Source organism: Microbacterium sp. (assembly GCF_047605725.1).
Classification (GTDB): Bacteria; Actinomycetota; Actinomycetes; order Actinomycetales; family Microbacteriaceae; genus Microbacterium.
Window position 1 is genome coordinate 1 of record NZ_JASGFE010000044.1, and the last position, 25,665, is coordinate 25,665.

General features: G+C 69.2%; 32 protein-coding genes. 4 read left to right on the top strand and 28 right to left on the bottom strand.

Going from position 1 to position 25,665, the window contains the following annotated elements; genetic code table 11:
- Positions 1-39: 39 nt before the first annotated feature.
- The 5 genes from QM641_RS09755 to QM641_RS09775 form a co-directional block, all read right to left on the bottom strand.
- Entirely contained in the window at positions 40-1,548 is a 1,509-nt protein-coding gene (locus tag QM641_RS09755; protein ID WP_415115918.1) for an ABC transporter substrate-binding protein, read from the bottom strand.
- A 62-nt stretch (positions 1,549-1,610) separates the two neighbouring features.
- Positions 1,611-2,285 carry a haloacid dehalogenase type II gene (locus tag QM641_RS09760; protein ID WP_415115920.1) on the bottom strand — a complete coding sequence of 225 codons (675 nt, stop codon included), beginning with the start codon at positions 2,283-2,285 and terminating at the stop codon, positions 1,611-1,613.
- Between the two features lie 65 nt (positions 2,286-2,350).
- On the bottom strand, positions 2,351-4,243 hold the full coding sequence (locus QM641_RS09765) for an ABC transporter permease subunit (RefSeq protein ID WP_415115922.1): 1,893 nt from the start codon (positions 4,241-4,243) through the stop codon (positions 2,351-2,353).
- 57 nt (positions 4,244-4,300) lie between these two features.
- Positions 4,301-5,971: an ABC transporter ATP-binding protein gene (locus tag QM641_RS09770; RefSeq protein WP_415115924.1), complete on the bottom strand. Its 1,671-nt coding sequence runs from the start codon at positions 5,969-5,971 to the stop codon at positions 4,301-4,303.
- Between the two features lie 129 nt (positions 5,972-6,100).
- A complete protein-coding gene (locus QM641_RS09775) occupies positions 6,101-7,156 on the bottom strand; it encodes a tartrate dehydrogenase (RefSeq protein WP_415115926.1) in 1,056 nt (351 codons plus the stop codon).
- A gap of 80 nt (positions 7,157-7,236) precedes the next feature.
- Between QM641_RS09775 and QM641_RS09780 the strand changes: the two genes are divergently transcribed.
- The 4 genes from QM641_RS09780 to QM641_RS09795 all read left to right on the top strand — a co-directional run bounded on the left by QM641_RS09780 (position 7,237) and on the right by QM641_RS09795 (position 11,498).
- Positions 7,237-8,733, top strand: coding sequence for an NAD-dependent succinate-semialdehyde dehydrogenase (locus QM641_RS09780; protein ID WP_415115928.1), 1,497 nt, complete (start codon positions 7,237-7,239; stop codon positions 8,731-8,733).
- A gap of 98 nt (positions 8,734-8,831) precedes the next feature.
- Positions 8,832-9,878: a cation diffusion facilitator family transporter gene (locus QM641_RS09785; protein ID WP_415115930.1), complete on the top strand. Its 1,047-nt coding sequence runs from the start codon at positions 8,832-8,834 to the stop codon at positions 9,876-9,878.
- A gap of 96 nt (positions 9,879-9,974) precedes the next feature.
- Positions 9,975-10,694 carry a GntR family transcriptional regulator gene (locus tag QM641_RS09790; RefSeq protein WP_415115932.1) on the top strand — a complete coding sequence of 240 codons (720 nt, stop codon included), beginning with the start codon at positions 9,975-9,977 and terminating at the stop codon, positions 10,692-10,694.
- A gap of 129 nt (positions 10,695-10,823) precedes the next feature.
- On the top strand, positions 10,824-11,498 hold the full coding sequence (locus QM641_RS09795; RefSeq protein WP_415115934.1) for an HAD-IA family hydrolase: 675 nt from the start codon (positions 10,824-10,826) through the stop codon (positions 11,496-11,498).
- A gap of 21 nt (positions 11,499-11,519) precedes the next feature.
- Here QM641_RS09795 and QM641_RS09800 read toward each other — a convergent pair whose 3' ends face one another.
- The 23 genes from QM641_RS09800 to rpmC all read right to left on the bottom strand — a co-directional run bounded on the left by QM641_RS09800 (position 11,520) and on the right by rpmC (position 25,628).
- The gene (locus QM641_RS09800; protein WP_415115936.1) at positions 11,520-12,257 is read right to left on the bottom strand and encodes an SDR family NAD(P)-dependent oxidoreductase; all 738 of its coding nucleotides are present in this window, start codon (positions 12,255-12,257) and stop codon (positions 11,520-11,522) included.
- A gap of 74 nt (positions 12,258-12,331) precedes the next feature.
- Entirely contained in the window at positions 12,332-12,898 is a 567-nt protein-coding gene (gene rplQ, locus QM641_RS09805; RefSeq protein WP_415115938.1) for a 50S ribosomal protein L17, read from the bottom strand.
- Positions 12,899-12,967: 69 nt separating this feature from the next.
- Positions 12,968-13,954 (bottom strand): DNA-directed RNA polymerase subunit alpha, encoded by a 987-nt coding sequence (locus tag QM641_RS09810; protein WP_415115940.1) that lies wholly within the window; start codon positions 13,952-13,954, stop codon positions 12,968-12,970.
- Between the two features lie 126 nt (positions 13,955-14,080).
- Positions 14,081-14,479, bottom strand: a complete 399-nt coding sequence (gene rpsK / locus QM641_RS09815; protein ID WP_047544506.1) for a 30S ribosomal protein S11 — start codon at positions 14,477-14,479, stop codon at positions 14,081-14,083.
- Positions 14,480-14,510: 31 nt separating this feature from the next.
- Positions 14,511-14,891, bottom strand: a complete 381-nt coding sequence (gene rpsM / locus QM641_RS09820; protein WP_415115942.1) for a 30S ribosomal protein S13 — start codon at positions 14,889-14,891, stop codon at positions 14,511-14,513.
- A gap of 151 nt (positions 14,892-15,042) precedes the next feature.
- Positions 15,043-15,159 carry a 50S ribosomal protein L36 gene (rpmJ, locus tag QM641_RS09825; protein WP_005050492.1) on the bottom strand — a complete coding sequence of 39 codons (117 nt, stop codon included), beginning with the start codon at positions 15,157-15,159 and terminating at the stop codon, positions 15,043-15,045.
- Between the two features lie 80 nt (positions 15,160-15,239).
- Positions 15,240-15,461, bottom strand: coding sequence for a translation initiation factor IF-1 (gene infA / locus QM641_RS09830; protein WP_013583992.1), 222 nt, complete (start codon positions 15,459-15,461; stop codon positions 15,240-15,242).
- Between the two features lie 517 nt (positions 15,462-15,978).
- Complete coding sequence (locus tag QM641_RS09835) at positions 15,979-17,001, bottom strand: hypothetical protein (protein WP_415115944.1); 1,023 nt, start codon at positions 16,999-17,001, stop codon at positions 15,979-15,981.
- 252 nt (positions 17,002-17,253) lie between these two features.
- Positions 17,254-17,931 carry a DsbA family protein gene (locus QM641_RS09840; protein ID WP_415115946.1) on the bottom strand — a complete coding sequence of 226 codons (678 nt, stop codon included), beginning with the start codon at positions 17,929-17,931 and terminating at the stop codon, positions 17,254-17,256.
- A gap of 4 nt (positions 17,932-17,935) precedes the next feature.
- Complete coding sequence (gene map, locus QM641_RS09845) at positions 17,936-18,772, bottom strand: type I methionyl aminopeptidase (RefSeq protein WP_415115948.1); 837 nt, start codon at positions 18,770-18,772, stop codon at positions 17,936-17,938.
- 2 nt (positions 18,773-18,774) lie between these two features.
- Positions 18,775-19,362 carry an adenylate kinase gene (locus tag QM641_RS09850; protein ID WP_415115950.1) on the bottom strand — a complete coding sequence of 196 codons (588 nt, stop codon included), beginning with the start codon at positions 19,360-19,362 and terminating at the stop codon, positions 18,775-18,777.
- Positions 19,359-20,684, bottom strand: a complete 1,326-nt coding sequence (gene secY, locus QM641_RS09855) for a preprotein translocase subunit SecY (RefSeq protein WP_415115968.1) — start codon at positions 20,682-20,684, stop codon at positions 19,359-19,361. The genes QM641_RS09850 and secY overlap by 4 nt, the downstream gene beginning before the upstream one ends.
- Before the next feature lie 148 nt (positions 20,685-20,832).
- The gene (gene rplO / locus QM641_RS09860) at positions 20,833-21,336 is read right to left on the bottom strand and encodes a 50S ribosomal protein L15 (RefSeq protein WP_415115952.1); all 504 of its coding nucleotides are present in this window, start codon (positions 21,334-21,336) and stop codon (positions 20,833-20,835) included.
- Positions 21,336-21,521 carry a 50S ribosomal protein L30 gene (gene rpmD / locus QM641_RS09865; RefSeq protein WP_415115954.1) on the bottom strand — a complete coding sequence of 62 codons (186 nt, stop codon included), beginning with the start codon at positions 21,519-21,521 and terminating at the stop codon, positions 21,336-21,338. Before rpmD ends, rplO begins: the two co-directional genes overlap by 1 nt.
- A complete protein-coding gene (gene rpsE, locus QM641_RS09870) occupies positions 21,521-22,198 on the bottom strand; it encodes a 30S ribosomal protein S5 (protein WP_415115956.1) in 678 nt (225 codons plus the stop codon). Before rpsE ends, rpmD begins: the two co-directional genes overlap by 1 nt.
- Positions 22,195-22,554, bottom strand: coding sequence for a 50S ribosomal protein L18 (gene rplR / locus QM641_RS09875; protein ID WP_415115958.1), 360 nt, complete (start codon positions 22,552-22,554; stop codon positions 22,195-22,197). The genes rpsE and rplR overlap by 4 nt, the downstream gene beginning before the upstream one ends.
- Before the next feature lie 2 nt (positions 22,555-22,556).
- On the bottom strand, positions 22,557-23,093 hold the full coding sequence (gene rplF / locus QM641_RS09880) for a 50S ribosomal protein L6 (RefSeq protein WP_415115960.1): 537 nt from the start codon (positions 23,091-23,093) through the stop codon (positions 22,557-22,559).
- A 6-nt stretch (positions 23,094-23,099) separates the two neighbouring features.
- On the bottom strand, positions 23,100-23,498 hold the full coding sequence (rpsH, locus tag QM641_RS09885) for a 30S ribosomal protein S8 (RefSeq protein ID WP_415115962.1): 399 nt from the start codon (positions 23,496-23,498) through the stop codon (positions 23,100-23,102).
- 97 nt (positions 23,499-23,595) lie between these two features.
- Positions 23,596-24,183, bottom strand: coding sequence for a 50S ribosomal protein L5 (gene rplE / locus QM641_RS09890; RefSeq protein WP_415115964.1), 588 nt, complete (start codon positions 24,181-24,183; stop codon positions 23,596-23,598).
- Positions 24,184-24,185: 2 nt separating this feature from the next.
- Complete coding sequence (rplX, locus tag QM641_RS09895) at positions 24,186-24,545, bottom strand: 50S ribosomal protein L24 (protein WP_415115966.1); 360 nt, start codon at positions 24,543-24,545, stop codon at positions 24,186-24,188.
- A gap of 2 nt (positions 24,546-24,547) precedes the next feature.
- A complete protein-coding gene (rplN, locus tag QM641_RS09900) occupies positions 24,548-24,916 on the bottom strand; it encodes a 50S ribosomal protein L14 (protein WP_141380842.1) in 369 nt (122 codons plus the stop codon).
- Positions 24,913-25,209 (bottom strand): 30S ribosomal protein S17, encoded by a 297-nt coding sequence (rpsQ, locus tag QM641_RS09905; protein ID WP_415115970.1) that lies wholly within the window; start codon positions 25,207-25,209, stop codon positions 24,913-24,915. Before rpsQ ends, rplN begins: the two co-directional genes overlap by 4 nt.
- 104 nt (positions 25,210-25,313) lie before the next feature.
- Complete coding sequence (gene rpmC / locus QM641_RS09910) at positions 25,314-25,628, bottom strand: 50S ribosomal protein L29 (protein ID WP_415115971.1); 315 nt, start codon at positions 25,626-25,628, stop codon at positions 25,314-25,316.
- Positions 25,629-25,665 lie beyond the last annotated feature (37 nt).

A 25,665-nucleotide genomic window follows, 5' to 3' on the forward strand; every position in this document is an offset into this window, starting at 1 on the left:
GTCGACGGGGGCGCGCCCCCGTCGACCACGAGACGAGTGTCACTCTGCGGGCGCCGTCAGAGCGGTGATCAGCCGCTGCTCACGCGGGTCGCGGACGACGTCGGTGAACGCGCCGTTGTCGGCGAGCGTCGTGGACATGTACACGAGCGGAATGGCCGCGTCGGCCTGGAGGACCGCCGCTTCGATGTCCATCGTCGCCTTCTCGCGATCGGGCCCGGTCGGAAGCGCCAACGCGCTCGTGACCAGCGCGTCGACCGCCGGGTCGCAGAACTGCGAGACGTTGTAGCCACCGGTGCAGGTGAAGTCCGACTGGAAGAACGACGACAGCGGGTCACCGGTGTCGAGCATCGTGTTGCGGGCCATGATCACCGCGTCGAAGGCGCCGCTGAGGATCTCGGTCTCCATGCTGGCGTACTCGCGGACGTCCTGCGTCACGGTGAATCCGGCATCCTCCAGCTGCTTCTGCAGCTGGACCGCCGCCTCCGGCAGCTCCGGCCGGTCGGTGTAGGTGGCGAGGGTGATCGCCGTGCCCGAGACCTTCGCAGGAGTCGTCGTGGACTCCGTGTCACCGCGGTTGTCCGCTGCCCACGGCACAGCGCCGCTGAGCAGACCGTCGGCGACCTCGGACTGGTCCTCGAAGACCGTCTCGACGATCTTCGAGGGGTCGACCGCCGCACGGGCGGCGGCGCGCACAGCCGGGTCGGCGAACGGGCCGCTCTTCGTGTTCAGCGCGATGTACATCGAGCGGACCGTGGGCACCTGGAACACCTGGTCCGGGTCGAGCAGGCTCGCCTGCGAGACCGGGATGTTGTCGGCCACGTCGGCCTCGTCCGCGCGAATGGCCGACGCGCGCGCCTGACCGTCGGGCACGAACGACACGTCGATACCGGCGAGCTTGGCCTTGTCGCCCCAGTAGTCCTCGTAGCGGTCGAAGGTGGCGGTGGTGGTGCCGGCGACCTCCGTCAGCACGAACGGACCGGTCCCCGTGCCGACCGGGTCGACGGTGCCGTCGTCCTTGTACGCGGCGGCCGAGAAGATCGACAGCTGGGGGCTGGTCAGGCGGTTCGTCAGCAGCGGGTCGGGGATGTCGGTCTTGACGGTGATCTTGTCGTCGGCCGTGGCCTCGACGGTGAGCGTGATGCCCTTCAGCGCGCGCGGCGGGGAGGTCGCCGAGCTGGCGTGGTCGAGCGCGTTCTTCACCGCGGCGGCATCCAGCGCGGTGCCGTCGTGGAACGTGACGCCCGAGGCGAGCGTGAACGTCCAGGTGAGCTCGTCGACCTGCTCGAACTCGGTGGCCAGCAGCGGCTCCACCTCGAGGTCGTCGTTCAGCTGCACCAGAGTCTCGGCGGCACCGAACTTCGAGAGCGTCGTCGCGTCGTCGCTGTAGGGGCTGAGACCGGCCGTGGGCGCGAACGACCTCGCGACCCGGATCCGGGCGTCCTCGCCACCCTCTCCTCCTCCGCCGTCGTCGCTCGAGCCCGCGCAGCCGCTGAGCAAGAGCGCAGCGATGCTGCTGACCGCGAGGACGCTCAGCGCCCTGCGCCTCATGACTTTTCGCATTCTGTTTTCCTTTCGGGTGGGTACTGCGGGGTGGTGCCGGAGCCGGATGCTCAGGCGATGCCGAGCGCCCGGTTGACCTCGTCGAGCGAGGTCATCCGAACCGCTCCGTACCAGGGGATGTCGGGTTCGTACCCGCGGTCGAGCAGCACCTTGTTGGTGAAGCCGAGCTCGAACATCGGGATGTGGTCGTAGGTCTGGTGCGACGAGATGTGCAGGATCTCGGAGGGATCGACCTGAAGCTGGTCGAGCATGTACTCGAACGCCCGCAACCGCGGTTTGTACGCTCCCGCCTGCTCCGCCGAGTACACGGCGTGAAACGGTGCGCCGAGCTTCGGGATGCTCGCCGCGAGGTGCGAGTCGTCGGCGTTCGACAGCGCGACCAGCGGGAAGTGCTCCGCCATCCGCGCGAGCGCCTCGGGCACGTCGTCATGCGCCGGCCACTCCAGGATGTCCGTGGTGATGGCGTCGACGTCGCCGTCACCGACCTCGAGCCCGAACTGCGCGCAGGTGCGTCGCCACGCCCTCTCCAGGATCTCGTTGTACGGGCGGTACTCCAGGATCTCGTCCCATCGGTTGGCGCCGAAACGGTCCTTGAACGCTCCGAGCCGGTCCGCATCGAGACGGTCGCCGATCAACCGCTCCACGGTCTTGCCCATCTGGAAGTCGATGAGGGTGCCGTAGATGTCGAAGGAGATGTACTTCGGCGTGGGGAGTGTGGCGGACATTGCTTCCTTTCTCAACGCCGTGGTTCTCACGGCTGTGGGTGACACGAGGTCCGGCCCCGTGACGTCTAGATGCCGCGCGTCGGCGTCTCCAGGTCGGCGTCGACCACGTCCATGAGGTTCGTGCTCGGCGCCGGCTGCACGTCCGAACCGCCACCTGCCTTCTTCTTCCTGATGAAGCGGAGGTCGAGGCTGAGGCTGGACAGCGACACCGCGAAGATCGACAGCGCGACGAGGGCCAGGGCCGGCACGAGCACCACGAGCGGCGAGCGCTCGATGTACGGCATCCCCTCGGCGAGCACCAGACCCCAGTCGGCCGCGGGCGGCTGGGGGCCGAGGCCCAGGAAGCCGAGGGCGGCCAGCGCCAGTGCGATCCCGGGCAGTCGCAGACAGGCGTGACGGAACACAGGCCCCACGACCGCGGGCATGACATAGCGCAGCATGAGGCGCACCGGACCGACGCCCAGCACCGGGGCGATCTTCACGTGCGGCTGGGCCTTCACCTCCGAGACGAGCGCGGCGGTGTGGGCGGCCAGCGGCGCCCAGCTGACGATCGTCACGGCGATCGCCGCACCGGCCGCCGACGGGCCCATGATGCCCGCGACGATCAGACCGGCGAGGATGGTCGGCGCCGCGTTGGTCACCTCGATGGGCCCTGCCCCCGCGTTGGGGAACATGCCGACAATGAGGCCGATCACCAGGCACACCCCCGCGATCACGGCACCGAGCCCGATCGTCGCCATCGCCCCGGCCGAGATACGGGCCAGCACGTCGCGTCCACTGGCATCCGCCCCGAGCGGCAGCTCCCAGCTCGGCGGCTGCAGCCGGGAGTAGTCCACGGCGAACGGGTCGCGCGGGAGCCCGGCCACGATCACGACGACCAGGATGACGAACATCGTCGCCGGCAGCAGCAGCGCCCACTTCGAGCTGGGCGTCTTGGGAACGGCCGCCGGCAGCGAGTTGGAGCGCAGCGCCGGGCCGAGGAGGATCCGTCGCACGAGGGTCGCGCCGATGCCGAGGATGACGGCGAGCACCATCAGCAGGATGACACCCATCTGCAGGGAGGGCAGATCCTGGGACTGCGCCGCCTCCAGAGTGGCCCGCCCGATGCCGGGGATCGAGTACACCTGCTCGATGACGACCGCACCGGCGGTGATGCCGACGAGGATGAGCGCCATGGGGGCGGTGACCCCGGGGAGGGTGCGACGGATGGCGGCGCCGATGATGCGGGGCTTGGAGAACCCGGCGACCTGCCACGTGGCCACCCAGCGCTCGCTGAAGGTGCTCGCCAGCGCATCGGAGAGCAGACGACCGAGGAATCCGCCGGCCGGCAGGCCCATGGCCAGCGCCGGCAGCACCACGTACTGCACGCCCTTCCAGCCGAACGGCGGGAACCAGCCCAGCCAGACGGCGAACACCATGAGCAGGAGCGAGGCGAGCAGGAACTCCGGCAGGGCGGTGAACGCCGCGGCAAGTCCGCCGCCGGTGCGGTCCGACCGCCCGGCGAGACCGCGACGGAAGGTCGGGATGGTCAGGAGCGCGCCGAGAATGAGGGCCACGACCAGCGACGCGAGCATGAGCGTGAGCGAGGTGCCCAACGCCGACAGCATCTCGGGCAGCACGGGCTTGTGCGAGGTCCACGACTCGCCGAAGTCCCCGCGGATCGCGTTGCCGAACCAGCTGAAGAACGTGCCGAGCGGCCCGCCGTCAAGACCCAGCTCCTGCCGGATCTCGTCGAGCTCCGCGGGCGAGGGCTCGCCCTCCGCATAGCGCGAGCGGTACACCGACATCGCGACGTCTCGACCCGACAGCAGCGGCAGGATGCCGAGCAGGAACACGATCGCGAGGATGGTCACGACGCGGGAGACGGCGGAGGTGATGGCGGCACGCGACGACGCGGAGAGCGTGTTGCGCCGTTGCACGCGCCGCAGCGTCGGCACGGCCTGGGTGGTGGAGGACATGTGCGTTCCTTCCGAGCGGAGCTGATGCGGTCGGGGAGATCGGGCCGGTGGACCCGGTCACCCCACCGGCAGGACGTCGTCGGGTGCGACGTGAAGGTCTGGGATGGAGCTGAGCAGCTCTTTGGTGCGTTCGTGCTGCGGGTCGAGCAGGAGCTCTTTCGTGGGCCGGTCCTCGACGACCGCACCGCTGAACATGACCACGGTGCGCTCGCACAGGCTCGCGACCATCGACAGGTCGTGCGAGACGACCGCGATGCCGGTGCCGCGGCTCTCCGAGATCTCCTTCAGCAGCGCCACCACCGCCTCGCGCATCGGCAGGTCGAGCCCGCTGACCGGCTCGTCGGCGAGGAGGAAGTCGGGGCGGGTCGCAATGGCCCGTGCGATCGCGAGCCGCTGCGCCTGCCCGCCGGAGAGCTCGCTGGCCCGCCGGGTGAGGAACTTGCTGTCGAGGTTGACCGACTCCAGCGCCTCACGGATCATCGTGTCGTGGTCGCCCTCCACGCCGAGGCGGACGAGAGGCTCACGGACGAGGGCCTGCACCGTCATCAGCGGGTCGAGCGTGGAGGCGGGGTCCTGGGGCACGTACTGCACTTTCCGGCGGTACCACTTCAGCTGCCGGACATCGCCCGGGTACACCGGCTTGCCCTCGCACAGCACCGCGCCGGTGTCGGTGGTGTCGAGGGCGAGCATGAGGCGCAGCAGCGTCGTCTTGCCCGAGCCGGAGACGCCCACGATGCCCACGCGCTCGCCCCGGTCGATCACGACGGTGGTCTCTTCGAGCGCCGTCTTGTAGGTGCGCTCCGCGAACAGGCGCTCGCGCGGCATGGCGTACTCACGACTCACGTTGTCGATGTCGAAGAACGGCGTGCCGTCGTCGCCGGCGAGCACCTCGACCGCGGCGGCGGGGCGGCCCTGCGGCTCGGCCTCCTTCTCCGCCCGGAACCTCTCGACGTAGGGCTCGATCGTCGCGGCGCGCGCCGCGCGGATGAGCTCGGCGGTGTAGGGCGTGGCGGGCTGGTCGAAGATCCGCTGCAGCCGGCCCTGGTCCTCGATGATGCCGTCCTTCAGCACCACCGCGTGGCTGCACAGCTCGGAGGCGACGGCGAAGTCGTGGGTGATGAACAGCAGTGCCGGGGTGTCGGCGCCCGCCGTGTACTGCTTCAGCACGTCGAGCACCTTCTTCTGCGTCACGACGTCCAGCGCTGTGGTCGGCTCGTCGGCGACCATGAGGCGCGTGTTGCACGCCAGCGCGAGCGCGATGCACACGCGCTGGCGCTGACCGCCGGAGAGCTCCGCGGAGAACCTGTTGACGATGTTCTGCGGGTCGGGCAGGCCGACCGAGTCGGCCAGCTCGATCGCGGCGGCGAGCGCATCGGGCCGGCTGAGCTTGCGGTGGCGGCGGAGCGGCTCGATCAGCTGCTCGCGCAGGCGCACCAGCGGGTTCAGTGCGACGGCGGAGTCCTGGAAGACCATCGCGACGCGCGCCTCGTCGCGGCGCCGCGGTGCGGGGACCCCGAGGACCTCGACGCCGTTGATCTTGATGCTGCCCTCGGTCACCGCGTTCAGCGGCAGGTTGCCGAGCACCGCGTTCGCCGTCAGCGACTTGCCGGAGCCGGACTGGCCGAGCAGGCACACGCGCTGCCCCTGGTCCACCGAGAAGGAGATTCCCTTGACGATCGTGCGTCCACGGATCGTGATCTTCAGATCGGTGACTTCAAGACTCTGCATGGGTCGCATCTCCTACGGTCATGCCGGGCGCGCGATGGCGGCGATTGGAGGTGACGCTAGCGAGCAAACGGTCTGATTGTCAACAATCCGACGAAAAAGTTATCTTTGCGAAACACGATCGCAACGAGTTCATACCGAGCCCAGCCTCTCGATGACCGCGGCGCCGACCTCGGCGGTGGTCGCGGTGCCCCCGAGATCCGGCGTCACCAGGCCGCTTTCGATCACCGCGGTGAAGGCGGCCTCGAGCCGCCGCGCGATGTCGGGGTGACCGAGGTGGTCGAGCATCATCGCCCCCGCCCAGATCTGCCCGATCGGGTTGGCGATCCCCTGCCCGGCGATGTCGGGGGCGGAGCCGTGGACCGGCTCGAACATCGAGGGATGCCGCCGCTCGGGGTCGAGGTTGGCGCTCGGCGCGATCCCGATCGACCCCACCGCCCCGGCGGCGAGATCCGACAGGATGTCGCCGAAAAGGTTCGACGCCACGATGACGTCGAGGCTGCGGGGGCGGCGCACCATGCGGGCGGCGAGCGCGTCGATGAGCACCGACTCCAGCACCACCGTGTCGAACTCGGCGACCACCTCGGCCACGACCTCGTCCCAGAACGGCATCGTGTGGATGATGCCGTTCGACTTCGTCGCCGAGACGAGCCGCCCGGATCGGGATGCCGCGACCTCCGCCGCGAAACGGGCGATGCGCTCGATCCCGAACCGCGAGAACAGCGCCTGCTGATAGGCGGCCTCGTACGGCGTGCCGCGGTAGCTGCGGCCGCCCACCGCGGAGTACTCGCCCTCGACGTTCTCCCGCACGATCACCATGTCGATCTCCGGCGATCCGGCCAGCGACGAGGCGATGCCCGAGAACGACCGGATGGGACGGAGGTTGACGTACTGGTCGAACTCCCGGCGGATCGGGATCAGCATTCCCCACAGGGTCTCGGTGTCGGACACCTCGGGCGAGCCGACCGCGCCGAGGAACACGGCATCCGTCTGCGCCAGCTGGTCGATGGCGTCGAGCGGCATCATGCGCCCGTGCGCGAGGTAGTAGTCGCTGCCCCACGGGTGCTCGCGCCACTGGAAGCCGACCCCGTGCGGCTCGGCGGCCGCGTCGAGCACCTGCATGGCCACAGGCATGACCTCCAGACCGATGCCGTCGCCGGCGAGCACCGAGATCGTATGAGTCCGCATCGTCCACTCCTTGAGCCGGGTTCCCTACCTCTCGACCGTATCGTAGAATTGTCGACAATCACCGAAGAGCGGAGAAGCAGATGAGTGCCCCCACGGCCGCCCGGGACGTCCTGGCCGACGTCGACCCCGATGTCCTCGCTCGATCGGAGGCGGCGCTGGCCACCGTGGGCCTGGATCCGCTCGGGCTCGACACCACCGCCTCATTCGAGGTGCGCGACCCCGCCACCGAAGAGGTCATCGCCCGTCCCGCCGACTACACGCCCGACGAGGCCCTCATCGCTCTCGACCGCGCCGACCGCGCCGGCGCCGCGTGGGCACGCACGACGGCGCGACACCGTTCGGACGTGCTGCACCGCGCCTACGACCTCATCATCGAGCAGCGCGACCGCCTGGCTCTGGTGATCACCCGCGAGATGGGCAAGCCCCTCGCCGAGGCCTACGGCGAGGTGCAGTACGCGGCCGACTACGTGCGCTGGTACGCCGAGGAGGCGGTGCGCCCGGCGGGCAACTACCGTGAGAGCCCGCGTGGCGGCTCGACCATTCTCACCAGCCGCGCACCCGTGGGCACGGCACTCCTGATCACCCCGTGGAACTTCCCGATGGCGATGGCCACCCGCAAGATCGCCCCGGCGATCGCGGTGGGCTGCGGCGCCGTCGTCAAGCCCGCGGCGCTGACCCCGCTGACGACCCTCGTGGTCGCGGAGATCTTCGTTCAGGCGGGCGTTCCCGAAGAGCTCGTGCAGGTCGTCACCACGAGCAAGGCGTCGCCGCTGAGCACGGCACTGCTGGCCGACCCCCGCGTGCGCAAGGTGTCGTTCACCGGCTCCACCGGGGTCGGCAGCACGCTGCTCGCGCTGGCCGCCCAGCACGTCGTGAAGAGCTCGATGGAGCTCGGCGGCAACGCCCCCCTGCTGGTGTTCGACGACGCCGACCTGGAGCGCGCCGTCGAGGGCGCCCTGGTCGCCAAGCTCCGCAACGGCGGGCAGTCGTGCGTCGCCGCCAACCGGATCCTCGTGCAGGACGGCATCGCCGACGCGTTCGTGGAGGGTTTCACCGAGCGGATGTCTCAGGTCGTCATGGGCAACCCGCTCGGCGACGTGCAGCTGGGACCGGTGATCGACGACCGCGCCGTCGCCAACTTCCGCGGCTGGGTCGACGACGCGGTCGCCCGCGGCGCCGAGCTGCGCACCGGCGGGTCCGCGCCCGACCGGCCCGGGCACTTCTTCGAGGCGACCGTGCTCGACCGCGTGCCCGAGTCGGCCGCGATCGCCCAGGAGGAGATCTTCGGCCCGATCGCCTCGATCGCGCGGTTCACGACCGAGGACGAGGGCGTGGCCCGGGCCAACAGCACGCCGTTCGGCCTGGCCAGCTACATCTTCACCGCCGACGTCGACCGCGCGCTGGATGTCGCGGATCGCCTGGATGCCGGAATGGTCGGCATCAACCACGGCATCGTCTCGAACGTGGCGGCGCCCTTCGGCGGGATCAAGGCCTCCGGGCTGGGCCGCGAGGGCAGCTCGGAGGGGCTCGAGGAGTACCAGGAGATCCGCTTCTACAACGTCGCCCGCCGCGGCTGAGCCGCGCCGGCGAGCCGCTGCGGACCCCGCGCGTACGACCGCGCAGTACGCACGTCGCTCCAGATTGTCAACAATCTGCAATCTGTTAGCATCGAGGGATGGACACCCACGGCGACGACCACGATCACGATCACGATCACGGCATCTTCTCGCACGGCCACCCACAGCGGCCACAGGCGCCCGAGGCCACCGGCCACGGACACAGCCACGGCCACAGCCATGACCACAGCCACGGACTGGACGGCCACGCCACCGCGACCGGCAAGCACCGCAAACGGCTGATCATCGTGCTGGCGATCACCGCGAGCATCTTCCTCGTCCAGGTGATCGGCGCCCTGCTGTCGCAGTCTCTGGCCCTGCTCGCCGACGCCGGTCACATGCTCACCGACGCGACGGGAGTGGCGGTCGCCCTGATCGCCAGCGTGATCGCGACCCTGCCGGCGACATCGAAGCGCACGTTCGGGTTCCTGCGCGTCGAGGTGCTCGCCGCACTCGCCAACGGCATCATCCTGGGCGTGATCTCGGTCTTCATCTTCGTCGAGGCCATCCGCCGCTTCGGCTCGGAGGTCGAGGTCCATTCCGAGGTGATGCTGATCGCCGCCGTCATCGGCGCCGTCGCGAATCTGATCTCGCTCCTGGTGCTCCAGGCCGGGCAGAAGGAGAGCCTCAACGTGCGCGGCGCGTACCTCGAAGTCCTGGGCGACCTGCTCGGCTCGGTCGCCGTCATCATCGCCGGCGTCATCATCCTGTTCACGGGGTGGAACTGGGTCGACCAGGTGGCATCCATCGTCATAGCGCTGCTGATCTTCCCCCGCGCGATCAGCCTGCTGAAGGATGTCGTGAACGTGCTGCTGGAGGCCACCCCGAAAAACGTCGACCTCGAACAGGCCCGCGTGCACATGCTGTCGGTCCCGGGCGTGGAGGTCGTGCACGACATGCACGCCTGGACGATCACCTCGGGGGTGAACGCGTTCTCGGCGCACGTCGTGATCTCGGACGAGGCGTTCGCCGCGCGCAGCTACCACGACACGCTCGACGAGCTGCACGCGTGCCTGGGCGAGCACTTCGACACCGAGCACTGCACGCTGCAGCTGGAGTCCGCCTCGCATGCGGCGCACGAGCACTCCACGCGCCTGCACCCCTGATCCCCCGATCACGGGGCGAGGCTTGGTACTGTTGACTGTCAACAGTCGGTGGCGTGTCGGCGCACGCTCACGACACGCTTCTCAAGGATCGAGCACATGCGAGGAGTCCTCTCACTCTCGGCCATCGACAGCCGCCCCACCGCTGTCGTCATCGCCGATCAGCTGCGCGAGCGCATCATCGACGGCTCGTTCGGTCCGGGCGACCAGATCAACGAGGCGCAGGTCGCCCACCAGCTCAACGTCTCTCGCGGACCCGTGCGGGAAGCCCTGCAGCGGCTCGTCCAGGAGGGCCTGCTCATCGGCCGCCCCAACCGCGGCGTCTTCGTGCGCGAGCTGACGCTGCGCGACATCGCCGAAGTCTACGAGGCGCGCGAGGTCATCGAGTGCGCCGCCGCCGAGAGCCTGGCCGCGCGCGACCAGGGCGACCGCAACGAGCTCGTGGCCCGGCTGGAGGAGATCGCCCGCCGCATGCAGGAACCCCTCGACGCGCGCGACTGGAGCGCCCTCAGTCGCACGGACCTGGAGTTCCACACCGCGCTCGTGGAGGCCGGCGGCAACTCGCGCCTCACCCGCGCGTACCAGACCCTCGCCACCGAGGCGCTCATCTGCCTGAGCCACTTCGAGAACACCTACCCGTTGCCGGAGCGCGTGCTCCCCGATCACCTCGAGATCGCGGAGCTGGTGAGCAGAGGCGACATGGAGGAGATCCACCTGGCCCTGCACCACCACCTGTCGGTGGAGAACTTCGAGCTGCACACGCATCCGGCGACCGAGGCGCTGCGCCACGGGCGCAACGAATCGGCCGTGCCGTCGTGATCGTCACCGGCGGCCGGCGGCGCACCGCCGAGTGAGCCCGCCGACTGGCACTCGCGCACGTGATGAGAGACAATGATTGTCGACAATCCTGCGTTCCTACGACCGAATCTCGCCCTCTGAAAGGACACCGTGACCGTCTCGCTCCCCCGGCCGAAGTACATCTCCTTCGACATCTACGGCACCCTCATCAACTACCAGATGCGTGCCACCGTCCAGCCGATGCTCTCCGACCGCCTGACGGGCGATGCGTTCGAGCGCTTCTTCAGCCGCTTCCGTCTGAATCGCTACGACGAGGTCATGGAGTACCACCCGTACGACGAGATCCTCGAGCGCTCCTACCGGCGCACCTGCGAGGCGTTCAGGATCGAGGCCCGCGACTCGGATGTGGCCGCGATCCAGGCCGCGGTGCTGACCTGGGGCCCGCACGCCGACGTGCCCGCGCCGCTGGCGACCATGGCCGAGCACTTCCCGCTCGTCGCCCTGTCGAACGCCGATGACCGTCACCTCGCCACCAGCATCCCCACCCTCGGCGCGCCGTTCCACGCCGTGATCACCGCCGAGCAGGCAGGCGCGTACAAGCCGCGCCTGCAGGCCTTCGACCACATGCTGGACGTGCTGGATGCGACCCCCGATGACTTCATGCACATCTCGGCGCACCAGCTGTACGACGTGATCCCGATGCTGGAGCTCGGCTTCACCAACAACGTGTACCTCGACCGCGGATACGATCAGAACCTCACCACGTTCGAGGGCGTGCGGGTGACCTCTCTCGACGAGGTGAATCGAGCGCTCGGCATCGCGTGAACCGCGGCGCGCTGAGCCGGATCAGGCGGCCGTGTAGCCGCCGTCGATCGGCAGCACCACGCCGGTGACGTACGACGAGGCGGGCGAGGCGAGGAAGTAGATCGGCTCGGCGATCTCGGCCGGCTCGGCGAGGCGTCCGAGCGGGATGGTGGCCGCACGCTCGGCCGCGTACGCCTCGGGGTCGTCATGGCGTGCGAAGCCGTCGCGGATCAGCGGCGTCATGGTGAGCCCCGGGGCCACGACGTTCACGCGGACGCCCTCGGGCGCGAGCTCGACCGCGGCCGCCCGCGCGAACATGATGAGCCCGCCTTTCGCCGCCGAGTACAGCACCTGGCCCGGCATCCCGACCATGCCCAACCGCGAGGCCACGCACACGATCGATCCGCGCTCCCGGCTCATCAGCGGCACCGCGCTGCGGACGACCGAGAAGACGCTCAGGAGGTTGGCGTCGATCACGCGGGATGCCTCGGCCACGCTCATGCCGGTGAGCGATCCCTCGCTCTGCAACCCGTGACACAGCACGAGCGCGTCGATCTCGCCGAACTCGTTCGCCGCCTCGCCCACGAGGCGCGCGACGAAGGACTCGTCGCCGAGGTCGCCGGGAAGGTAGCGCTCGCCGGCTCGCACGGTCACGGGCGCCGCGGCGCGGCGCCCGGTCAGCAGCACCCGGTCGCCCGCCCGCCGGAACCGCTCGGCGACGGCCTCGCCGATGCCGCTCGACGCGCCGGTGATGACGACCCGCAGCGGAAGCTCACGCACGGCCCCACCGTAACAGGCGCGCGGACGCGTGAGGCCCGCACCCCGGAGGGTGCGGGCCTCACGCAGAGCCTCGTCTAGGCCTTGGCGTCGTCTGCGGCGACCTCGTCCGCGGTGACCTCGTCGGCGGCATCCTGCGCCTCGTCGGCGTCGGCGACCGCCTCGGTGGCGGCATCCTCGACCGCCTCGGCGGCGTCGGTGTCCTCCGCAGGCGCCTCGACCGGCTCCTCGGCCGGCGCGGCGGGCGCCGGTGCGGCCTTCTTCGCGGCCTTGCGCTTCGGGGTCACCGGCTCGAGCACGAGCTCGATCACGGCCATGGGCGCGTTGTCGCCCTTGCGGTTGCCGATCTTGGTGATGCGGGTGTAGCCGCCGTCACGCTCGGCCACCAGCGGGGCGATCTCGGTGAACAGGACGTGCACGACCTCCTTGTCGCCGATGACCGACAGCACGCGACGGCGCGCGTGCAGGTCGCCGCGCTTGGCGAACGTCACCAGACGCTCGGCGAGCGGACGCAGGCGCTTGGCCTTGGTCTCGGTCGTGGTGATCGAGCGGTGCCGGAACAGGGCGGCCGCGAGGTTGGCCAGCAGCAGACGCTCGTGCGCGGGGCCGCCGCCGAGGCGGGGACCCTTGGTGGGCTTGGGCATTTCGTTCTCTCCAGAAAATGTCGGGCTCAGCGACGATCCGGCCGCTCAGGGCCGGGTCGTGGCATCCGCTCAGATGGTCTCGTCGTAGCCGCCGTAGAAGTGCGCGCCGTCGAACCCGGGAACCGAGTCCTTCAGCGACAGGCCGAGCGAGACGAGCTTGTCGCGCACCTCGTCGACCGACTTCTGCCCGAAGTTGCGGATGTTCATCAGCTGCGTCTCGCTCAGGGCGACCAGCTCCGACACGGTGTTGATGCCCTCGCGCTTGAGGCAGTTGTACGAGCGGACCGACAGGTCGAGGTCCTCGATGGGCATGGACAGCTCGTTGGTGAGCGCCTGCTCCACCGGGGCCGGGCCGATCTCGATGCCCTCCGCCTCGACATTGAGCTCACGGGCCAGGCCGAACAGCTCGGTCAGGGTGCGCCCGGCCGACGCGACCGCGTCGCGCGGGGCGATCGAGGACTTCGTCTCGACGTCCAGCACGAGCTTGTCGAAGTCGGTGCGCTCGCCGGCACGCGTCGCGTCGACGCGGTAGCTGACCTTGAGCACCGGCGAGTAGATCGAGTCGATCGGCACCTGGCCCGCCTCGGCGTACTCGTTGCGGTTCTGCGTGGCCGAGACGTAGCCGCGGCCGCGCTCGATCGTCAGCTCGAGCTCGAACCGCGCGTCCTCGTTGAGGGTCGCGATGACCAGCTCGGGGTTGTGCACCTCGACGCCGGCCGGAGCGGAGATGTCCGCGGCGGTGACCTCACCGGCACCCGTCTTGCGCAGGTACGCCGTGATCGGCTCGTCACGCTCGCTGGAGACCACCAGCTGCTTGATGTTGAGGATGATCTCGGTGACATCCTCCTTGACCCCGGGGATGGTGCTGAACTCGTGCAGCACGCCGTCGATGCGGATGCTGGTGACGGCAGCCCCCGGGATGGACGAGAGCAGGCTGCGCCGCAGCGCGTTGCCGATCGTGTAGCCGAAGCCGGGCTCCAGCGGCTCGATGACGAACCGGCTGCGGAACTCGCCGATCTTCTCCTCGGTCAGAGTGGGACGCTGTGCGATGAGCACTATGTGTTCCTTTCGGTCGCGTGCCCGCTATATGACACGCGCGTGGGATGAGGTGTGTTGAGTTGTTGTCGGACGGATGCCGCGAGGCGGGCATCCGTGAGATTCATGCCGGTCGCCCGGCCCGGATCAGACGCGGCGACGCTTGGGCGGGCGGCAGCCGTTGTGCGCCTGCGGGGTGACGTCCTGGATGGACCCCACCTCAAGGCCCGCGGCCTGCAGCGAGCGGATCGCGGTCTCGCGGCCCGAACCGGGGCCCTTCACGAACACGTCGACCTTCTTGACGCCGTGCTCGGCGGCCTGGCGGGCAGCCGACTCGGCGGCCATGCCGGCCGCGTAGGGGGTCGACTTGCGCGAGCCCTTGAAGCCCACGCCGCCCGAGGACGCCCAGCTGATGACGGCGCCGGACGGGTCGGTGATCGAGACGATCGTGTTGTTGAACGTCGACTTGATGTGGGCCTGGCCCAGCGCGATGTTCTTCTTCTCCTTGCGGCGCGGCTTGCGCGCGGCGGACTTGGCCTGTGCCATGAGTTCCTTCTCCTAAACCTTCGGGCCCGCGTTACTTGCGGCCGGCCTTCTTCTTGCCGGCGACGGTGCGCTTCGGGCCCTTGCGGGTGCGCGCGTTCGTCTTGGTGCGCTGGCCGCGCACGGGCAGGCCGCGGCGGTGGCGCAGGCCCTCGTAGGAGCCGATCTCGACCTTGCGGCGGATGTCGGCGGCCACCTCGCGGCGGAGGTCGCCCTCGACCTTGTAGTTGGCCTCGATGTAGTCGCGGAGCGTGACGAGCTGGTCGTCGGTGAGGTCCTTGACGCGGATGTTCTCGTCCAGCCCGGTCTGCGCGAGGATCTCGCTCGAACGGGTGCGGCCGATGCCGTAGATGTAGGTGAGGGCGATCACCACACGCTTGTCGCGTGGGATGTCGACGCCGGCAAGACGTGCCATGCGGGTCTCCTGGGAGTTCGGTGGAGGTGTGATGCAGGATCGGTGCCCGGGCCTCCGACCCGAGGTGTCCCCCGTACGGGTTCGTGCTCCTGCAGTGTGTTCGTGTTCAGTTGTGGGTTCGTGGGGCGGATGCCGCGGCATCCGCTCGGCGTCAGCCCTGGCGCTGCTTGTGCCGCGGGTTGGACTTGCAGATCACCATGACGCGGCCGTGCCGGCGGATCACCTTGCAGTGGTCGCAGATCGGCTTGACGGAGGGGTTGACCTTCATGTTGTGGTTCCTGTTCGCTGTCTTCGTGTCGCGGGTCGGATGGGTGGCATCCGGGCCCGGACCGTTACTTCTCGACCGGTCTAGCGGTAGCGGTAGACGATGCGCCCGCGGGTGAGGTCGTAGGGCGAGAGCTCCACGACGACACGGTCCTCGGGGATGATGCGGATGTAGTTCTGCCGCATCTTTCCTGAGATCGTGGCGAGCACCTTGTGCCCGTTGGTCAGCTCCACGCGGAACATCGCGTTGGGGAGCGCCTCGGACACCGTGCCCTCGATCTCGATGACACCGTCTTTCTTGGCCATAGCCTCGCTCACGCTTGTGCAGACCGGTCGGTCTGCGGTGGATGGGATTCGGTGCCTCGACACGCCAATGAGGGCGCAACGCACCAAAGATCAAGCATACGTGGTAGTGACCCGTCCGGCAACTTGCCGGCCGCCGGCATCCCCCGGGCCCTGTCTCCTCCTGCCGTCATGCCGTCCTGCCCCGTCTGCCCGCCCCGCCCGTCCTGCCCCGTCTGCCCGTCGAGTCACTGCCTTCCCCTGCGAGTCACTGCCCTATCTGCGAGTCACTGCCCTCCAACGCAGTGACTCGGTGACAAGGCAGTGACTCGCGAGCGAAAGCAGTGACTCGGCGGGGCAGGGCGGGGCAGGGCGGGGCGGGGCAGGGCGGGGCAGGGCGGGGCGGGGCAGGGCAGGGCGGGGCAGGGCAGGGCAGGGCAGGGCAGGCGGGGCAGGGCAGGCGGGCGACAACGGCTGGCGGCATCAGGCGGGCGACAACGGCCTGCAACACCGGGCCGGCGACACCGGGCATGGCGCGAGGTCACGCGGGCAGGATGCGGCGAGGACGCCCGGACACGATCCCCCTGGACCTCAGGAACGCCTCGAACGTGTCCACGCTGTCGAGCTCGCGCGCGCCCCAGCGCAAGAACCACCGGCGGGTCGTCCCGCGGATCCAGTCCTCGCGCCGCTTCTCGTCGTCGAAGACCTGGGCGGGCGTGCGCCCTCCGTTGCGCGACAGGTCGTGGTACTTCCCCTTGCCGTCGCACTCCCCCCAAGCGTTGAACGGCGCGAGATCGAACTCGACACGGTATCGCTCGCCGTTCGGTCCGGGGATCGGCGTCTGCAGGGGCGGCGGATCGAAGCCCAGCACGTGGAAGTACAGGCGGCTCGTGCTCTCCAGCGGCGATTCCGCCCGACCGTCGGCGAAGTCGACGACGAACCGTGCGCGGCGGATGCCGCGTGCCCCAGCCCGACGGCGAAGCACCTCGCGCAGCCTCTCCCGGAAGGCCTCCGCCGCAGCGAAGTCGTACTCCCGCGCCACCGGATCCCACGCGACGCGGCGCATCGCGGCATCCGCACACGCGAGCGCCGTCTCGATCGACGCCGTGCACGCGACGTCCACGACGGTGCGCTCGAGCGAGGTGCACGGGATGCCGAATCGTTCCGCGCGATCGGCGGCGGGGATGACGACGCGATGCCGCGCGACGGGCCCGGACGTCGTCGCGGACCCGTCGCCGCCGGCGCCCGCGGCGTGCACGTTCTTCGGCGCGCAGCGCCAGAGCGGACAGCTCCACAGCACGGCGGCCGCCGTGCGCACGAAGACCATGTCGGCGCCGCGCGCGGACTCTGCGGCCGCCACGACCTGCATCAGGTGGCGCTGCTCGGTGTGAGCGGATGACCACTCGGGCTCATCGACGTACCATCCGCGGCGGACACGCCGCAGCGCGCCGCGCCGCACCGCGGTGCGCACGTCGGGCGGGTCGATTCCGGCGGATGCCAGGGCTCGCGTCGAACGCACCGTGCGGCGTGCCGCGGTGAAATCCTTGAGATCGTTGCTCTCCATGCGGCAAGCGTGGCCCAAGCCGACCCGCCGCGGGGCGCGAGCTCCCCGATCCGTGGACAGTTCGCCGGATTCCGCACCTGTGGAGGAGTCCTCGGCACCGCGGCATCCCTCTCTTGCCCCGACTCGACCCCCACGCGAGTCACTGCCTTAACGCCCAGTCACTGCCCTCCAGCCCAGTGACTCGCGAGCAAGGCAGTGACTCGCGAGATAGAGCAGTGAGCGGATGCCGGGGAGTCCCGGTGAGAGGAGCCCCTACTTCAGGCGCGCGGTGAGGTCGGTGTCGGGCACGCCGGTGAGCGTGATGACCTCGCCGTTCACGGCGACGGTGGGAGTGCTGATGCCCGAGGCGCCCTCTTGCAGCGGCGTCTTGGGCGTCATCGCGGTGACGTACTTCGTGTAGGTGCCGTCGGTCACGCACGAGTCGATCCCCGTGACGCCCACGCCCGCGGCGATGTCGATGATCGCGGCATCCGTGAGCCCCTCCGTGCCCTCGTCGGGCTGGTTCTCGTACATCGCGCGCAGGAACGGCAGCGACGCGTCGGCGTCCTCGACCGCGACGCAGTACATGGCGTTCGCGGCGCGGGTGGAGTACTCGGTGCCCTGCGAGCGCGAGTCCAGGATCGCGATCGGGTGGATCTCCAGCGTCGCCGTGCCGTCGTCGAGCAATGTGTCGAGCGTCGTGGCGTAGAGCTGCTCGAACGCGTTGCACGCGGGGCACATGAAGTCGACGTATGTGGCGATCGTCCCGTCGCCCTCGCCGACGGAGATCGCCCCGGTCTCGCTGTCGATGTTCGACGCCTCGGGCAGGGTGCCCGGGTCGGTCGCGGTGTTGTTCATCCACACCACGACGCCCACCACGGCGACGACCACCGCGACCACGGCGACGCTCACCCAGATCGCGAACCAGTTCGTCCTCGTCGTGCCTGCCATCGCGTCAACTCCCTATCGACACCGGGACCACGCCGAACGGCGCCAGCCCCGAAGCTCCACCATCGGGCGCCGTGAGCACCCAGATTCCACCATCGTGCACGGCCACGCTGTGCTCCCAGTGTGAGCCGTCGCCGCCGTCGACCGTCGAGACGGTCCAGTCGTCGTCCTCGACGAAAGTCTCCTCGGAGCCGGCGACCACCATCGGCTCGATCGCGAGCACCAGGCCCGGGCGCACGCGGGGTCCGAGGTCGGCGACGCGGTAGTTGAACACGCTCGGCGCCTCGTGCATCGTGCGGCCGATGCCGTGGCCGACGTAGTCGCGGAGGATCCCGTAGCCCTCGCCGGATGCCTCGATGTGCGACTGCACGGCATCGCCGATCTCGCCCACGCGCGAGGCGTGCGCGAGCGCCGCGATGCCCGCCCACAGCGACCCCTCGGTCACCTCCGACAGCCGCCGCCGTGCCGCCACCAGCTCCGGCCGAGCGGCATCGGGCACGACCACCGTGATGGCCGAGTCGCCGTTCCAGCCGCGGTACTGGGCACCGGCGTCGATCGAGACGATGTCGCCCGCCTCGAGCACGCGTTCCGACGGGATGCCGTGGACCACCTGATCGTTCACCGACACGCACGTGGTGTGCCGATACCCGCGCACGAGCTGGAAGTTCGACTCCGCCCCGCGCGAGCGGATCACCGCAGCCGCGGCGGCATCCAGCTCCAGCGTCGTCACGCCGGGAGCGATCAGGGCCCGCACGGCATCCAGCGCCGCAGCGGTGATGAGTCCCGGCTCCACCATGGCCCTCAGCTGTGCGGGCGTCTTGTACATCCCGCGGCGCAGCGCCACGGTCAGCCGACGATGCCGCGCGCGGCGAGAGCCGCGGCGATCCGCGCGCCGATCTCCTCGAGGCTCCCGACGCCGTCGATCTCGTCGACGATGCCGCGCTCGCGGTACACGTCCAGGATCGGCGCGGTCTCGCGCTCGTAGATGGCGAGGCGGTTCGCGATGACCTCGGCGGTGTCGTCGGTGCGACCCTGCTCCTGCGCGCGCAGCGAGATGCGGGCGATGCTCTCCTCGCGCGGCACATTCAGCTCGATGACCGCCTCGAGCGCCTCGCCGCGCTCGGCGAGGAACGCGTCGAGGTCGCCGACCTGGCCGATGTTTCGCGGGTAACCGTCCAGGAGGAACCCGTTCGCGGCATCCGGCTGCGACAGGCGCTCGCGCACGACGGCGCTGGTGAGCTCGTCGGGCACGAGGTTGCCCGCCTCGATGATCGCCTTCACCTGGCGGCCCAGCTCGGAGCCGTCGGCCACCGCGGCACGGAACACGTCGCCGGTGGAGATGGCGGGCACCCCGAGGGACTGCGCGATGGTGACACCCTGGGTGCCCTTGCCCGAACCCTGCGGTCCGACGATGAGAAGGCGTGCGGCGGTCATCTCAGGAGCCCTTCGTAGTGTCGCTGCTGGAGTTGGGCGTCGATCTGCTTCACGGTCTCAAGCCCCACACCCACGATGATCAGGATAGAGGCGCCGCCGAACGGGAAGTTCGAGTTCGCGCCGACGGTCGCCAGGGCGATCAGCGGCAGCAGCGCGATGAGGCCCAGGTAGATCGAGCCGGGCAGCGTGATGCGCGTGAGCACGTAGTCGAGGTACTCGGCGGTGGGCCGACCGGCGCGGATGCCGGGGATGAACCCGCCGTACTTCTTCATGTTGTCGGCGACCTCGACCGGATTGAAGGTGATCGCCACGTAGAAGTAGGTGAACCCGACGATCAGGAGGAAGTACACCAGCATGTACAGCGGGTGATCGCCCTTGGTCAGGTACGCCTGGATCCACGCGACCCAGCCCGGCACCTCGCCGTCGGCGTTCGGGGTCTGGTTGAACTGGGCGATCAGCGCCGGGATGTACAGCAGCGACGAGGCGAAGATGACCGGGATGACGCCGGCCATGTTGACCTTGATCGGGATGTAGGTGTTCGTGCCACCGTAGGTGCGCCGGCCGACCATGCGCTTGGCGTACTGCACCGGGATGCGCCGCTGCGACTGCTCGACGAACACGACGAGCGCGACCACGACCAGGCCGACGGCTAGCACGAGCAGGAACGTCTCGAACCCGCGGGCCACCGCGATGCCCCACATCGCCGCGGGGAAGGTCGCCGCGATCGAGGTGAAGATGAGGATCGACATGCCGTTGCCGACGCCGCGCTCGGTGACCAGCTCCGCGAACCACATGATCAGACCGGTCCCGGCGGTCATCGTGATGATCATGAGCAGCTGCGCCCACCACGCGTCGTTGGTCAGCAGCGTGTCGCACTCCGGGATGCCGGTCACCCCGAACAGCTGGCCCGACCGGGCCACCGTCACCAGCGTCGTCGACTGCAGCAGCGCGAGGGCGATGGTGAGGTAGCGCGTGTACTGCGTGAGCGTGGACTGTCCCGACTGGCCCTCTTTGTAGAGGGTCTCGAAGCGCGGGATCACCACGCGCAGCAGCTGCACGATGATCGAGGCGGTGATGTACGGCATGACGCCGAGCGCGAAGATCGACAGCTGCAGCAGCGCGCCGCCGGAGAAGAGGTTCACGAGGGACAGCAGGCCCTCGGTGGAGCCGGACTGGGCGAGGCACGACTGCACGTTCGGGAAGTTCACGAACGGCGTCGGGATGTGCGCACCGAACCGGTACAGGATGAGGATTCCCAGAGTGAAGGCGATCTTCCGCCGCAGATCCGGGGTGCGGAAGATCCGCCCGATGGCGCTGAACAAAGGCATTCCTCCAGGGGAGACGACGGCGCCGTGCGACGGCACCGTTCTCCAGGGTAGCCCAGCGGGTCCCGTCAGACCTGACCGGCAGGTGCGAGGGGATGCCGGGAAGCGATCGAGGGGGGCCGGGAGGACCCCGACCCCCCTCGGATCACGACGAGACCGAACCGCCCGCGGCGACGATCTTCTCGGCGGCCGACCCGGAGACCCGGTCGACCGTCACGTTGAGCTTGACCGAGATGTCGCCGGTGCCGAGCACCTTGACCCTCTCGTTCTTGCGCACAGCGCCCTTGGCGACCAGGTCGCTCACGGTCACGTCTCCACCGGCGGGGTAGAGCTCGGCGAGCTTGTCGAGGTTGACCACCTGGTACTCGACGCGGAACGGGTTCTTGAACCCGCGCAGCTTCGGAGTGCGCATGTGCAGCGGCATCTGACCGCCCTCGAACCCGGCCTTGACCTGGTAGCGGGCCTTGGTGCCCTTGGTGCCGCGACCGGCGGTCTTCCCCTTGGAGCCCTCACCGCGACCCACGCGGGTCTTGGCGGTGTTGGCGCCGGGGACGGGACGCAGGTGGTGCACCTTGAGCACGCCCGGACGGGCGGCCGCGGCATCCTTCTTCGATGCAGCGGACTTCTTCTTGTCGGCCTTGTCAGCCATCAGTCGATCTCCTCAACCTTCACGAGGTGGGCGACGGCCCGGACGTAGCCGCGCGTCTGCGCGTCGTCGGGACGGACGACCGCGTCGCCGATCCGCTTCAGACCGAGCGAACGCAGCGTGTCGCGCTGGTTCTGCTTCTCGCTCACCTTGGACTTGACCTGCGTGACCTTCAGACGCGCAGCCATCAGGCACCTACCTTCTGTGCCGCCTCTGCCTCGGCACGGATCAGCCGGGCCGGGGCGACCTGGTCGAAGTCCAGGCCACGGCGCGCGGCGACCGCACGCGGCTCCTCGAGCTGCTGAAGCGCCTCGACGGTCGCGTGCACGATGTTGATCGTATTGGACGAGCCCAGCGACTTGGAGAGCACGTCGTGGATGCCGGCGCACTCCAGCACGGCGCGCACCGGACCACCGGCGATGACACCGGTACCGGCGGCGGCCGGACGCAGCAGCACCACGCCCGCGGCGGCCTCGCCCTGCACCGGGTGCGGGATCGTGGATCCGACACGCGGCACGCGGAAGAAGTTGCGCTTGGCCTCTTCGACGCCCTTGGAGATCGCCAGCGGGACCTCGCGCGCCTTGCCGTAGCCGACGCCGACGAGGCCGTTGCCGTCGCCCACGACGACCAGCGCCGTGAAGCTGAAGCGGCGACCGCCCTTGACGACCTTCGACACGCGGTTGATCGTCACGACGCGCTCCAGGAACTGGCTCTTGTCGGCGTCGCGTCCACCGCGGTCTCGGTTGGGGTTGCGCTCGCGGCCGCCGCGGCGGGGCTCGCGCGTCTCGCGCTCGGCGGGAGCGGTGGCCGGAGCCTCTGCGGTCACGGGGTTCTCCACATTCTGATTGTTCACTGCATCGCTCACAGGTTCAGGCCTCCCTCACGGGCGCCCTCGGCGATCGCCGCGACCCGACCCGCGTAGCGGTTGCCGCCACGGTCGAACACGACGTCCGAGATGCCGGCGGCCTTCGCCCGCTCGGCGACGAGCTCGCCGACCTTGCGGGCCTTGGCGGTCTTGTCGCCGTCGAACGCACGCAGGTCGCCCTCGAGCGTCGAGGCGGATGCCACGGTGTGGCCCTTGCTGTCGTCCACGACCTGCACGAAGACATGACGGGCCGAGCGGGTCACGACCAGGCGCGGACGCGCCTGGGTGCCCACGACCTTCTTGCGAAGACGCGCGTGGCGGCGCGCACGCGCGCCGGACTTCGACGTCACAGCCATGATTACTTACCAGCCTTTCCGGCCTTGCGGCGAACGACCTCGCCGGCGTAGCGCACGCCCTTGCCCTTGTACGGCTCGGGCTTGCGGATCTTGCGGATGTTCGCGGCGGCCTCGCCGACGGCCTGCTTGTCGATGCCGCTGACGGTGAGCCTGTTGTTGCCCTCGACGGTCAGGGTGATGCCCTGCGGGGCCTCGACCAGCACCGGGTGCGAGAAGCCGAGCGCGAACTCGACCGCCGTGCCCTTCTGCTGCACGCGGTAACCGGTGCCGACGACCTCCAGGCCCTTGGTGTAGCCCTGGGTCACGCCGATGATGTTGTTGTTGATGAGGGTGCGGGTGAGGCCGTGGAGCGACCGCGAGGCGCGCTCGTCGCCGGGGCGGGTGACCAGGATCTGGCCATCCTCCACCGCGACCTCGATGGGGCGCGCCACGGTGAGCGTGAGCTCGCCCTTGGGGCCCTTGACCGCGACATCCTGGCCGTCGACCGCAATGGTCACGCCGGCGGGGATGTCGATGGGAAGACGTCCGATACGCGACATGTCAGGTCACCACACGTAGGCGAGGACTTCCCCGCCGACGCCCTTCTGCTCGGCCTGCCGGTCGGTGAGAAGACCGGAGGAGGTGGACAGGATCGCCACGCCCAGGCCCCCGAGGACCGTGGGCAGCTCGGTCGACTTCGCGTACACGCGAAGACCGGGCTTGGACACGCGCTTGATGCCGGCGATCGACCGCTCGCGGTTCGGGCCGTACTTCAGCGTCAGGGTGAGGGTCTGGCCGACACGGGCGTCGGAGACCTCCCAGCCGGCGATGTAGCCCTCCTGCTGGAGGATCTCGGCGATGTGGGTCTTGAGCTTCGAGCTCGGCAGCGACACGGTGTCGTGGTGCGCCGTGTTCGCGTTCCGCAGCCGGGTCAGCATGTCTGCGACCGGGTCTGTCATCGTCATTTCTGATTTTCCTTCGTTCAGTGGTTTCGGATGCCGTTACACGACAGCCGACCTTCGTGATGTGCGGCGCCTCGTCGTGCGACCAGACGCCCTGGGGTCACTGCGCGTCGTCGGCCTTGAACGGGAAGCCGAGCGCACGCAGCAGCGCACGACCCTCGGCATCCGTCTTCGCGGTCGTGACGACGGTGATGTCGAATCCGCGGACGCGGTCGATCCGGTCCTGGTCGATCTCGTGGAAGACCGACTGCTCCTGCAGGCCGAACGTGTAGTTGCCGTGTCCGTCGAACTGCTTCGGCGACAGGCCCCGGAAGTCGCGGATGCGCGGCAGCGCGAGGTTCACGAGCCGGTCGAGGAACTCCCAGGCGCGGTCGCCGCGCAGGGTCACGTGGGCGCCGATCGGCTGGCCCTCGCGCAGCTTGAACTGCGCGATGGACTTGCGGGCCTTGGTGACCACGGGCTTCTGGCCGGTGATGCGGACGAGGTCGTCCACCGCGCCGTCGATCACCTTGCCGTCGCGAGCGGCCTCGCCGACACCGGTGTTGACGACGACCTTGACGATCCCGGGGATCTGCATGACGTTGCCGTAGCCGAACTCGTCCTGGAGCGCCTTCTTGATCTCGCTCTGGTACTTCTGCTTCAGGCGGGGCTGGATCTTGCCAGCCTCCACAGCGGTGGTGGTGCTCATATTCAGAGGTCCTTGCCTGACTTCTTCGCGTAGCGCACACGGACGTTGCGCTTCACGCCGTCCTTGACGCGCTCCTGGACCCGGTGGCCGACCTTGGTCGGCTTCTTGGTCGAGGGGTCGACGACTGCGACGTTGGAGATGTGGATCGGGGCTTCCATCGTCTCGATGCCGCCCGTCTTGGTGCCGCGCTGGGACTGGCCCACGCGGTTGTGCTTGGTGACGTAGTTCACGCCCTCGACGATGACGCGGTTCTGCTCGGCGAGGACCTCGAGGACCTTGCCCTGCTTGCCGCGGTCGCCGCCGCGCTCGGGCTTGGCGCCCGAGATGACCTGAACCAGGTCGCCCTTCTTGATCTTCGCCATGACTAAATGACCTCCGGGGCGAGCGAGACGATCTTCATGAACTTCTTGTCGCGAAGCTCACGGCCGACCGGGCCGAAGATGCGGGTGCCGCGGGGCTCCCCGTCGCTCTTCAGGATCACGGCGGCGTTCTCGTCGAACTTGATGTACGAACCGTCGGCACGACGGGTCTGCTTGACGGTGCGGACGACGACGGCCTTGACCACGTCGCCCTTCTTGACGTTGCCGCCCGGGATCGCGTCCTTGACGGTCGCCACGATGATGTCGCCCAGACCGGCGTAGCGGCGGTTCGAACCACCCAGCACGCGGATCGTGAGCAGCTCCTTGGCGCCGGTGTTGTCGGCGACCTTGAGGCGGGACTCGGTCTGAATCACTTTGCCTTCTCCAGAATCTCCACCAGACGCCAGCGCTTGGTGGCGCTCAGCGGGCGGGTCTCGTTGATGAGGACGAGGTCGCCGATGCCGGCGGTGTTCGCCTCGTCGTGCGCCTTGACCTTCGAGGTGCGACGGATGACCTTGCCGTAGAGGGGGTGCTTCACACGGTCCTCGACCTCGACGACGATCGTCTTGTCCATCTTGTCGCTGACGACGTAGCCGCGACGCGACTTGCGGTAGCCACGGGCGTCGGCGTCGCGCACGTCGTGCGCGGCGTGCTCGTGACCGGCGATCTCGACGGTCGCCGTGGTCTCGGCGGCAGGAGCCTCGACGACCTCGGCGACGGCGGCCGCATCGGCCTCCTTCGCGGGCGCCTTCTTCTCGGTTGCCTCAGCCATCACTCGGCCTCTTCCTTGGTTTCGACAGGCTCGGCGGCATCCGCCTTCTTGGCCTTCTTCGCCTTCTTGGGCGCGATCTCGACGGGCGCGGGCGTGGCACGGATGCCGAGCTGGCGCTCACGGATCACGGTGTACAGCCGCGCGATGTCGCGCTTGACCGCACGGATGCGGCCGTGGCTCTCGAGCTGGCCGGTGGCCGACTGGAAGCGCAGGTTGAACAGCTCTTCCTTGGCCTTGCGCAGCTCTTCGACGAGGCGCTGGTCCTCGAACGTGTCCAGCTCGCTCGGGGCGAGCGTCTTGGTGCCGACAGCCATTACGCGTCGCCCTCCTCGCGCTTGATGATGCGTGCCT

Excerpts from the sequence above, each read along its gene's own strand:
- QM641_RS09765 (WP_415115922.1), bottom strand. The coding sequence starts at position 4,243 with ATGTCCTCCACCACCCAGGCCGTGCCGACGCTGCGGCGCGTGCAACGG.
- rpmD (WP_415115954.1), bottom strand. The coding sequence starts at position 21,521 with ATGGCTGCGCGTCTGAAGGTCACGCAGGTCAAGTCCAAGGTGAGCGAG.
- QM641_RS09785 (WP_415115930.1), top strand. The coding sequence starts at position 8,832 with ATGGACACCCACGGCGACGACCACGATCACGATCACGATCACGGCATC.
- rpsK (WP_047544506.1), bottom strand. The coding sequence starts at position 14,479 with ATGGCACAGGCCAAGTCCGCCGCGCGCAAGCCGCGCCGCAAGGAGAAG.
- rpmC (WP_415115971.1), bottom strand. The coding sequence starts at position 25,628 with ATGGCTGTCGGCACCAAGACGCTCGCCCCGAGCGAGCTGGACACGTTC.
- rplE (WP_415115964.1), bottom strand. The coding sequence starts at position 24,183 with ATGAGCACCACCACCGCTGTGGAGGCTGGCAAGATCCAGCCCCGCCTG.
- QM641_RS09840 (WP_415115946.1), bottom strand. The coding sequence starts at position 17,931 with ATGGCAGGCACGACGAGGACGAACTGGTTCGCGATCTGGGTGAGCGTC.
- rplX (WP_415115966.1), bottom strand. The coding sequence starts at position 24,545 with ATGGCGAAGATCAAGAAGGGCGACCTGGTTCAGGTCATCTCGGGCGCC.
- QM641_RS09760 (WP_415115920.1), bottom strand. The coding sequence starts at position 2,285 with ATGTCCGCCACACTCCCCACGCCGAAGTACATCTCCTTCGACATCTAC.
- QM641_RS09835 (WP_415115944.1), bottom strand. The coding sequence starts at position 17,001 with ATGGAGAGCAACGATCTCAAGGATTTCACCGCGGCACGCCGCACGGTG.
- QM641_RS09755 (WP_415115918.1), bottom strand. The coding sequence starts at position 1,548 with ATGAGGCGCAGGGCGCTGAGCGTCCTCGCGGTCAGCAGCATCGCTGCG.
- QM641_RS09775 (WP_415115926.1), bottom strand. The coding sequence starts at position 7,156 with ATGCGGACTCATACGATCTCGGTGCTCGCCGGCGACGGCATCGGTCTG.
- rpsM (WP_415115942.1), bottom strand. The coding sequence starts at position 14,891 with ATGGCACGTCTTGCCGGCGTCGACATCCCACGCGACAAGCGTGTGGTG.
- rplQ (WP_415115938.1), bottom strand. The coding sequence starts at position 12,898 with ATGCCCAAGCCCACCAAGGGTCCCCGCCTCGGCGGCGGCCCCGCGCAC.
- rplF (WP_415115960.1), bottom strand. The coding sequence starts at position 23,093 with ATGTCGCGTATCGGACGTCTTCCCATCGACATCCCCGCCGGCGTGACC.
- rplR (WP_415115958.1), bottom strand. The coding sequence starts at position 22,554 with ATGGCTGTGACGTCGAAGTCCGGCGCGCGTGCGCGCCGCCACGCGCGT.
- rpsH (WP_415115962.1), bottom strand. The coding sequence starts at position 23,498 with ATGACGATGACAGACCCGGTCGCAGACATGCTGACCCGGCTGCGGAAC.
- infA (WP_013583992.1), bottom strand. The coding sequence starts at position 15,461 with ATGGCCAAGAAAGACGGTGTCATCGAGATCGAGGGCACGGTGTCCGAG.
- QM641_RS09850 (WP_415115950.1), bottom strand. The coding sequence starts at position 19,362 with ATGACCGCCGCACGCCTTCTCATCGTCGGACCGCAGGGTTCGGGCAAG.
- QM641_RS09790 (WP_415115932.1), top strand. The coding sequence starts at position 9,975 with ATGCGAGGAGTCCTCTCACTCTCGGCCATCGACAGCCGCCCCACCGCT.
- QM641_RS09780 (WP_415115928.1), top strand. The coding sequence starts at position 7,237 with ATGAGTGCCCCCACGGCCGCCCGGGACGTCCTGGCCGACGTCGACCCC.
- rpmJ (WP_005050492.1), bottom strand. The coding sequence starts at position 15,159 with ATGAAGGTCAACCCCTCCGTCAAGCCGATCTGCGACCACTGCAAGGTG.
- rplO (WP_415115952.1), bottom strand. The coding sequence starts at position 21,336 with ATGGCTGACAAGGCCGACAAGAAGAAGTCCGCTGCATCGAAGAAGGAT.
- QM641_RS09770 (WP_415115924.1), bottom strand. The coding sequence starts at position 5,971 with ATGCAGAGTCTTGAAGTCACCGATCTGAAGATCACGATCCGTGGACGC.